Source organism: Vibrio sp. THAF190c, from assembly GCF_009363355.1.
Lineage (GTDB): Bacteria > Pseudomonadota > Gammaproteobacteria > Enterobacterales > Vibrionaceae > Vibrio > Vibrio fortis_A.
This window is the reverse complement of sequence record NZ_CP045338.1, coordinates 1,485,596-1,494,824: the sequence shown is the minus strand read 5'-3', so window position 1 is coordinate 1,494,824 and position 9,229 is coordinate 1,485,596. Positions and strand designations below refer to the sequence as shown.

At 43.4% G+C, this 9,229-nt stretch carries 9 protein-coding genes; 5 read left to right on the top strand and 4 right to left on the bottom strand.

Going from position 1 to position 9,229, the window contains the following annotated elements:
* The first annotated feature begins 100 nt into the window (after nucleotides 1–100).
* The 4 genes from FIV04_RS06645 (at nucleotide 101) to FIV04_RS06630 (ending at nucleotide 4,715) form a co-directional block, all read left to right on the top strand.
* A complete protein-coding gene (locus tag FIV04_RS06645; RefSeq protein WP_152468638.1) occupies nucleotides 101–1,414 on the top strand; it encodes a TolC family outer membrane protein in 1,314 nt (437 codons plus the stop codon).
* Between the two features lie 3 nt (nucleotides 1,415–1,417).
* On the top strand, nucleotides 1,418–2,035 hold the full coding sequence (locus FIV04_RS06640; RefSeq protein WP_152468637.1) for an OmpA family protein: 618 nt from the start codon (nucleotides 1,418–1,420) through the stop codon (nucleotides 2,033–2,035).
* 136 nt (nucleotides 2,036–2,171) lie between these two features.
* Complete coding sequence (locus tag FIV04_RS06635) at nucleotides 2,172–2,522, top strand: DUF2750 domain-containing protein (protein WP_032549144.1); 351 nt, start codon at nucleotides 2,172–2,174, stop codon at nucleotides 2,520–2,522.
* 351 nt (nucleotides 2,523–2,873) lie between these two features.
* Entirely contained in the window at nucleotides 2,874–4,715 is a 1,842-nt protein-coding gene (locus tag FIV04_RS06630) for a tetratricopeptide repeat-containing diguanylate cyclase (RefSeq protein WP_152468636.1), read from the top strand.
* Here the strand turns inward: FIV04_RS06630 and queC are convergent.
* Nucleotides 4,675–5,370: a 7-cyano-7-deazaguanine synthase QueC gene (queC, locus tag FIV04_RS06625; protein ID WP_152468635.1), complete on the bottom strand. Its 696-nt coding sequence runs from the start codon at nucleotides 5,368–5,370 to the stop codon at nucleotides 4,675–4,677. The genes FIV04_RS06630 and queC overlap by 41 nt on opposite strands.
* A gap of 29 nt (nucleotides 5,371–5,399) precedes the next feature.
* On the bottom strand, nucleotides 5,400–6,068 hold the full coding sequence (gene queE / locus FIV04_RS06620; protein WP_152468634.1) for a 7-carboxy-7-deazaguanine synthase QueE: 669 nt from the start codon (nucleotides 6,066–6,068) through the stop codon (nucleotides 5,400–5,402).
* A 188-nt stretch (nucleotides 6,069–6,256) separates the two neighbouring features.
* Here queE and FIV04_RS06615 point away from each other — a divergent pair, with 188 nt between their 5' ends.
* Nucleotides 6,257–7,066, top strand: a complete 810-nt coding sequence (locus FIV04_RS06615; RefSeq protein WP_152468633.1) for a Cof-type HAD-IIB family hydrolase — start codon at nucleotides 6,257–6,259, stop codon at nucleotides 7,064–7,066.
* Nucleotides 7,067–7,146: 80 nt separating this feature from the next.
* Here FIV04_RS06615 and FIV04_RS06610 read toward each other — a convergent pair whose 3' ends face one another.
* Together FIV04_RS06610 and FIV04_RS06605 are read right to left on the bottom strand one after the other, a co-directional pair.
* Nucleotides 7,147–8,559 carry a phosphatase PAP2 family protein gene (locus FIV04_RS06610; RefSeq protein WP_152468632.1) on the bottom strand — a complete coding sequence of 471 codons (1,413 nt, stop codon included), beginning with the start codon at nucleotides 8,557–8,559 and terminating at the stop codon, nucleotides 7,147–7,149.
* 76 nt (nucleotides 8,560–8,635) lie between these two features.
* On the bottom strand, nucleotides 8,636–9,115 hold the full coding sequence (locus tag FIV04_RS06605) for an N-acetyltransferase (RefSeq protein ID WP_152468631.1): 480 nt from the start codon (nucleotides 9,113–9,115) through the stop codon (nucleotides 8,636–8,638).
* Nucleotides 9,116–9,229 lie beyond the last annotated feature (114 nt).

Here is a 9,229-nt window from a genome sequence, read left to right as displayed (position 1 = left end):
CTCTTTTTTATCAATACCATCGTCAGATCGTTATTTTTTTGGCGCTAGAATTAGTCACCTATTTCAGCTTGATTTTGTTTGTAATTCGTACAGTACGGAGATGTCAGTGAATAAGATTAAAACCGCAACGTGTGGCCTTGCTGTCCTCTTAAGTTTGCCTTCATATAGTCAAACTTTAGAGCAGGCGGTTGCGTTTACTCTTGAGAACAATCCAGAGATAAAAAGTGCTTACAATGAGTACATCAGCAAACGTTATCTCAATGATGCCTCTGGAGGCGCATATAGACCAAGTATCGACCTTGATGCTGGTATTGGTTATGAGCACACCGATCTTGTAACCAACGCCAATACGACAGATCTCACCCGCAAAGAAGCGACGATAACTCTTACGCAATTGATATGGGATGGCTCTAATACGCTCAATGATATAGACCGAACGGCCGCAGACGCTGAATCTGTACGTTATCAATTGCTTGCGACAGCACAAGACACTGCGTTAGAAGTAACTAAAATTTACCTTGATGCGGTAAAAGCGTATGAAGTGCTTTCCCTTTCTGAAAGCAATCTGGCGACCCATAAAGATATCTATCGCGACATAAAGAAACGCGTGGATTCGGGAATTGGTTCAACCGCTGACATGTCTCAAGTTGAGGCGCGTATTGCCAAAGCTCACGGCAATTTACTGGCAGCTCAAAACAACCTCCTCGATACGCACACTCAATTCAAGCGCCTAACAGGTCAAAAGCCACTTGGACTGACTTTCCCAAGAGCAGATTCTGCCGCAATTCCGTATACAATCGACAATGCACTTGAGCTTGCTTTTCAGACGCACCCGGTCATTCAAATTGCGCGTGCAGACGTTGATTCAGCCAAGTTTCAATACCAACAATCAAAAAGTACTAACTACCCAACCGTATCGGTTGAAGCTACACAAACCTGGCGAGATGATGCCGGCGGTACAGAGGGCAGCAGTGATGAGTTTTCGGCAATGCTGAGACTTAGATACAACCTCTATAATGGCGGTGCCGACCAAGACAGAGCAGAAAGCGCTGCTTATCAATTGAACAAAGCAAAAGATCTAAGAGAAAGAAGTTTTCGAAATGTTGAAGAGAGCTTGAGGCTATCTTGGAGCGCACTTGACTTGACGGTTCAACAGAAAGAATTTCTATCTGACCACGTTGACTCAGCTTCTGACACAGTGATTTCTTATGAAAAACAATATCGTATAGGCAAGCGTACACTCCTTGACCTGCTCAACACCGAAAATGAACTTTTTGAAGCACGAAAAGACTACCTCGATGCTAAGTACGATGAACAATATGCAAAGTACAGAGTCATGAACGCGGCTGGAAACCTACTAACCGCTCTCAGAGTACAAACGCCTGAAGAATGGCATGAAGAAGTGGAGTACTAAGCCATGAAAACATTTAGCATTTTCTCTGCTTTATTAGTATTGGCCTCTTCAACAGCGGTAGGCCAGCAGTTCGACGATGAGTACGCCTACATACCAACACCTAAGCCAGACCAAATATATGACTTGCAGGATGACGACAATGACGGTGTTATCAATGCTCGTGACCTTTGCCCTGGTACACCAGTTGGTGCCGAAATAGATAATGATGGATGTGGATCATATTTTGAATCGTCTGAACAGAAGCAGCTTCATATCTTATTTGCGAATAACTCGACTGAAATAAACCCTGCTTTCTTGAACCAGATCCGTCAAATGGCCTCCTTTTTGAAACGTTATGAAACCACGACTATTCAATTGCAAGGCTACGCGAGTAAAACGGGCAACGCAGAGCATAACTTGATGCTCTCAAAAGAACGAGCTTCTAATGTGCGTCGAGCTCTAATCAGCAATGGTATCGCGCCATCACGAATAAATATTGTCGGCTATGGTGATTCAGCTTCAGGGGGAATCAACCAAGACAACATTAGTCATGCACTCAATCGTAAAGTGGTGGCATCGGTGGCTGGGTTTAAAGGGCATATTAAAGAAGAGTGGCACATCTTTACTAAGATAGAAAAGTAACCTTCATACCCAAGTAACTTAAAGGTTTAATACTCTGAAATAAACCATTAAAGGCATTGGTTATCCCATTTAAGCCATGTACCTAAGGCGGCGTTAATGGTAACCTTGCCCCGTTATCAATATAGAGAACTATTTCATGAGCAAACTAACAGCTGATACTCAAGCAAACCTTGATCTATTCGTTTCTGAATCAAAAGAAACTAAACTTGTATGGGGCCTTCGTAACGAAGAAGGTTGGCTAGCATGTGACTCTACTGAATTTGAAAATAGCGAAGTTATGCCTTTCTGGTCTTCAAAAGAAGATGCTCAAACGCACAACGTAGAAGAGTGGGCTGATTTCGAAGTACTAGAAATCCCTCTTGATATCTTCGTTGAAGATTGGCTACTAACGCTAGCTGAAGATGGTGTACTAGTTGGCGTTAACTGGAACGCTTCTCTAGAAGGAAAAGAACTAGAGCCTTCTGACCTAGCTAAGCTATACATCTAAATCATAAGAAATGGTCGCTCAACAGCGGCCATTTTTTTACCTGCTTTTTAAACTCTGGCCATACTACCAACTTGGACAGAGATTTCACTCACACATTTCTATCCACTTATCACGGATAATTTGAACCAAGATCAAACTAAATTTAGAATGACGTTCTTTATCTAGTTCAGACTCTCATCTGTGATCCGCCTACTTTCTTTATTTTTAATTATCTTCATAAGCTTACCTGCTAAATCTGAAATTGATCGGAAGGATGCTGGTATTCAAATTCACCTAGGCGAAACTCCTAACTCTGACTGGAATGTTCTGTATCTTTCGACACTAAACACAGATCCAGATCGAGCCTTCAATATGCTTAAGGCACGATACGCTAGTGCTGAATCTAATGGTGAAAAACTTTATATTTCAGCCCTCCTCTACACCTACATGAAACGTCATAATCAACCTTTCTACGGAGGGAGTTCAGGCGATGAAAATTACCAAGCGTTAGAGGCGAAATTTATCGAAGCGTTATTCTTAGATAGTCAGGGACAATATCAAACAGCTCAGCAAGGATTCATTCAACTACTTAGACAGATGAAAGCCCAAAGTGACGAAACAGGTAAGCTGCTATTGAAGTACCAGCTTTGTCGTTCATTTAATGAACAGTCTCGCTATCATCAAGCCAATTATTACTGCTCGATACTTGAAGCAGACATCAACGATATTGCAGACCCTATCGTACCAAAATCTATCGCTTATCGCGTCATCGCCAACAATCAGTACTTCAGGAGCGATTACCAAGCAGCCCTCAACACCTACATGACCTTAATTGAGTCATTTCCTAAAGGGCAAGACATATCTGGAATCTATAACGATTTGGGTAACCTTTTCAAAGAGATGAAACAGTTTGATCAGTCAGAACAATACTTGAAAGCAGCCCTCAACTTACGCCTGACTGCTTCTGATCTTATGAAAGCACAGGTTCGCCACAGTCTCGCTAAACTCTATATGGCTCAGTCTAGCTATGACCTAGCTATCTCACAGTTCCTTCAAGCTAAGACATTGCTCTATTCTTCTGGTCACAACTACGGCACGGCCATGACGACACTAGGCTTAGGAAAAGCATATACCGCAACCCAACAATACCCTTTAGCACGAGCATACCTCACTGAGTCTTTGAGTCTCGCTACCGAACTCAATAATGATGTGATGCGGATTCAAGCCTACCTCGCCATTAGCGAAATGTTCGAAGAGCAGGAGCTATTGAGTGAAGCATTTGATTACGCCGAGCGCGCCTTGATACTTGCGAGACAAGTTGAACGAGAAAGCTATATAGCTGACGTATATCAGCAGCTATCGAAGCTTTACCGGACTCAAGAAGATTACCAACAAGCACTCTTCTACTATGAGCAATATGCGCAATCTCAAATCGCGACTCGCAATACAGATAACCGATTAGCACTAGAGGCATTGAGCTTAGCGCACAATCAATATGAACAAGAACTAGAGAGCTCTCAGCTACGCAATCAACATGACCTTAACCAACTTCAAATAGAGAAAATGCAACAGCAAAAGCTGATGTATAACGCCATTGTTCTATTACTTGTTGTCACAGCTAGCCTCACTTTTTACTCGAATAAGAAAATACGGCGTAAAGCTTCCATCGATTCAATGACTAAGGCCTACAGTCGTGCAGAAATCATTAAGCGAGTGAAAGAGACTAAAGCGTCTTCAAAAGCGAATAAACAACACGTATTAGTTCTATTGGATCTAGACAGGTTCAAGACGATTAATGATCAGTTTGGCCACCCTACCGGCGATCGCGCTTTGGTTCATGTTAGCCATCAGATCGTTAAGCATCTAAACAAAGGAGAGCTATTGGGGCGTCTTGGTGGGGAAGAGTTTCTCATTCTGCTAAAAGATACCAATATCGAAGATGTGCGTGAGCGCGTTGAAGAGATCCACTACGCTATTTCCACTAGTGAATTTCTGTCAGAATCAAAAAAGCCACTCACGATTACTGCAAGCTTCGCCTATTTGGCGACGCAGAAATCACTGAGTGACTTTGATATTCTATATTCAGTGCTTGATCAAGCACTGTATCAAGCAAAAGCGAATGGAAGAAACTGCATCATTGATGCGTATAACGACCCCATCGCTGCTGATAGCTTTAGCGATTCACCGATTGCTTACGAACCAGTTCAGCCATGATTTGATCGCGATTATCTAGATAGTCGTTGAGCCCTACTTTACGTAGCTCGCACGCAGGGCAATCACCACAACCATCGCCAATCACACCGTTGTAGCAAGTCAGAGTTTTACTAAGAACCAGCTCAAGCGCCGAGTACTGGTCTGCAAGCGCCCAAGTTTCCGCTTTGTTCAGCCACATAAGCGGAGTCTTGATATCTAGCTCTCTGTCCATGCCTTGTACAAGCGCAGAGTTCATTGCCTTTACAAAATCATTACGGCAGTCAGGGTAGCCAGAAAAGTCAGTTTCACAAACACCAGTGATCACCGCTTGAGCACCGATTTGGTACGCATAGATACCCGCCAACGTTAGAAACAGGATATTGCGGCCTGGTACGAATGAATTTGGCAAGCCATTCTCTTGCAGTTGATGAGATACAGGGATGTCATCACGCGTCAGTGAGCTAATCGCAAGCTCATTCAATAACGTCACATCCATAACCTTGTGCGCTTTTACTCCAAGCTCTTTTGCTAGGCCCTGTGCAACTTCGATTTCTAATCGATGACGCTGACCATAGTCAAAAGTAATCGCATGAACTTCATCATACTCCTTCAGAGCTTGAACCAAACACGTGGTTGAGTCTTGTCCACCACTGAATACAACAACTGCTTTCTTCATTTTTATTCCTTTTCGACAATGCTGCTGAGTTACGCAATGCTCAAATACTTGTGCGTTTGAATAGATAGGCGCCAATTTCGCTCGATACACGTGTCGATACATAGCTGTGTCGCACGATCTTTTTGGCTAATCGGCTGCAGTGCAATAACCGTTTCTGAAGAAACCTTCGCACGCTCTAATAGGTGATCAAGTTGGTCGACATCTTTAGACGTACCCACTGGGTGCTTAATTTCATCTGCGCGCTGCAGAGCGCTGTCTAAAATTTCTAGCTTCGCTTTCATCGCCACTTTAGGTGACACCGTCACCCAAGTGTTCGCCGTCGCTTTCACTTCTGATGTTCCACTGGTCTCAATTTGGCAGCGGCACCCCATCTTTTCAAAGGCTTCAGTTAAAGGTACAAGATCGTAAATACAAGGTTCACCACCGGTAATCACAATATGTTTAGCATTGAAGCCTTGTTTAACATATTGGTCAACTATGCCTTGAGCATCAACTGAGGACCAAGTTGGTGAGTCTTCTGTTTTCACCATAATATCGCCAAGGGATGTTTCATCTTCAGCCAATGCTTCCCATGTCTGTTTCGTGTCGCACCAAGAGCAACCGACCGGACAAATTTGCAGGCGCACGAACACCGCTGGAACACCAGTAAAGACACCTTCACCCTGGATGGTTTCAAACATTTCATTAATCTTGTACAACTTTCCCTCAGCTCACATCATTTCGTAAAACAAATTAGGCGGAGACGATAAAGCACTTAAAGGCTTGGGTCAAACAAATGAGTATTACAAAATCCGTTGATCAAAGCCCTAGCTTGCAGTTTCCACTTGCCTTATCCTTGCCAACATTCATTTTTGTTAGCTTTTTATTTTAGTAAGTAAGGATCCACATGTACAAACTGATTGCTCTGGATATGGATGGCACACTGTTAAACAGTGATAAAGTCATCTCTGCAGAGAACAAAGATGCGATTGCCCGAGCTCGTGCAGAAGGCGTTAAAGTTGTATTAGCATCAGGACGCCCACTTGAAGGGATGCAGAGCAAACTCGACGAGTTGAACATCAATGGCGAAGACGACTTCGTCCTTTTCTACAACGGCTCGATGGTACAAAACGTATCAACCAAAGAAGTGATTCATAGCGAAATTAGCCACGGTAAAGCGGCTAAGGAGATTGCTGAACTTGCTCATGAATTGGGTGGATATGTTCATGCATTCAGTAAGGTTCATGGTCTAATCACACCAGAAAACAACGAATACACCGGCATTGAAGCGCGCATCAATGGCCTAGAAATTACTGAATTCGATTTTTCTCAACTAGAAGACGATCACGAGATCATCAAAACCATGATTGTCGCAGAGCCGAGCAAACTGACAGAAATCATTGGGAAATTGCCAGAGCAACTTAAATCTCAATTCACGATTGTTCAAAGTGCTCCGTTCTTCCTTGAATTCTTAAACCCTAAATCAAACAAAGGTGTCGGTATCGAAGCCATTGCGAACCATCTCGGCATTCACTCTGATGAAGTGATTTGTATGGGTGATGCTGAAAACGATCACCATATGCTGGAGTATGCTGGCCTTGGTATTGCAATGGAAAATGCGATGGAAGAGACTAAACAGATTGCCAACTACATCACCGCAAGTAATGACGACCACGGTGTAGCTACGGCTATTGATAAGTTTATCTTCGACAAGTAATCGCTAATTGGGCTCTCGCCCTTCCAAGCAAAAACACAAAAGGCTGTCTTCACAGCCTTTTTTATTACGCGATATCGATTCTAAACTCTTTTCCAAGGTAAGCGGAAAGCAACTACACCAATCAGAATCAACAGCGGAAAACGAAGTGTTTCGACAATCAAGGAACCAATACCGCTATACGAAACAAAGCTTCCTGCCCAACTAATTACTCCATTGGTTGCCAAAAGCAGCACAATCACGCCCAGTACAATATTGAATGAGAACTGACCTACTAGAGGGTTAGCGTGAGTCAAAGTTACTAAGCAGGCTATTGTCATTAGAATGGCGACCCAAAATGTAAAAGTGGGCAATGGCCATATGACGGTTAGAACAATAGAAATAATCGCAAGTCCCCACCAAACCGCCTTGGAACTCAATAACTCACTAATGTTTACATCTGGCTTTGTATCTAATCGAACAATGTGCCAAGTCGCTAGCCCGCCTAACACCGCCCCCATTAAAACATCACTGAAGAACGCACTTCCTGAATATGCTTTAAATAGTGCAATCCACAACAGACCAATGCCGAGCCAAGACCACGCTTTTTGGTCGTCGAGCTTTTTCAGCTTCCAAACGACCAGACTGGTAAGGCTTACCCAGATAGCAGCTAACATGCTTGGAAAGCTATAACCACTACTTTCCACCAGCTTAAGTGTTGGGAGGTATGCGTGCGGACGAGGCAAACCAAAGCCCTGATGAGCAATCAAAGTCAGTAGAGTAACGGAGATAAGCGTAAAGCCAAACTTGAGCGCAAAATTACGGCCAAAATGCCAAGCTATCAAAGGTAAAACAACGATAAAAATCCAAGGCTGCGCAATAAGGTCGGTCACTAGAATGGTATGGCCAATCGCACTTGGCAGTGAGTTAATCGCGTTTTGGAGCATCGCAATAACACCAAGCTCTCCTTGATGAATTTGAGGCGCTGCGGCGACTAACTCAGAAACATAAGTGACAGGCTGATCGGAAGCACGGCCGAACATCTCTACAATGGTATCCCACTGCTCTGGGTAGCGGTATTCTTTGGCATCAAGTGTTCCAGGGGTCAGAAGCATAGCGCGGCTTACCTCTACACCGTAGTGCGGAGCAAACCAGATTGGCAGCTCAAACCCACCAATTTCGTTTTTTATGTCGTAGCTGATGATCTCTGAATCAGAAATACAATCAAACACCACGGCACCATCTGTATAGCCAAGCACGTCACCAACGGTAACGGCTAAGCCAGCCTCTTCCCATGTCTCTCTTTGGGCTGCGACATAAGCAGGCTCGCCAACCACTATAGTGCCACCCGGTAAAGATAATTGACCTGTAATGATCTCATCGACCAAAACAATTTGGTCATCAGCTCGAACTAAACAGAGCGCCCCCGCTAGGTTATCGGGTAGTTGCTCTTGAGCCGATACATTTGAGATGCCTAAAATAGAAACCAATATTATGAGGAAGAAACGATATAACAACGAAAGTACCTACAAACAAATAAGAAAATACGAACGAAAACAACGCAGTGTAATAGAGTCACTCACTAAGCGCTGCCTAGCTTTTCACCAAAGACTTTCTCCACCATTGAATGTGCGGTATGAACCCCATTTTTTGATAGAAGTGCTTGGCATTGTCATTAAAGTCCCATACTTCAACGAACACCTGCTGCACTCCATAATCATAAAATGTTTTCTCTAACTTACTGAAAAGCTTCTCGGCAATCGCTTGATTTCGGTAATCAGGCAAAACAAACAATTCATCAATACTGCCCATTTGAACAGGTTTACTCACCGTGGACACCAATTCACAAAAATGTCCCGTGACAAACCCCACTATCAGCTGTCCTTTTAAAGCCACATAAACCAAGCATTGAGGATCATCGAGGTATCGAGCGATACTTTTTTCCTGTTCAATTTCCTCAGCAGTCTTAAAGTGATCCGGGCTAGCGAGATGGTGATAATGATGAAGGTCGAACATCATCTCGTTCAGTTGCTCAAGGTCTGAGTTTTGTGCAGCTCTCAATGTTAGGCTCATGATGTAGAGTCTTCTTTTATTTCACAAAATAACACTATAGCCTAGTTTACTTACCCATAGCGACGATACAAGCACAGATACTTGTATCGACATGTTTAGGGTGTGCAATTATTC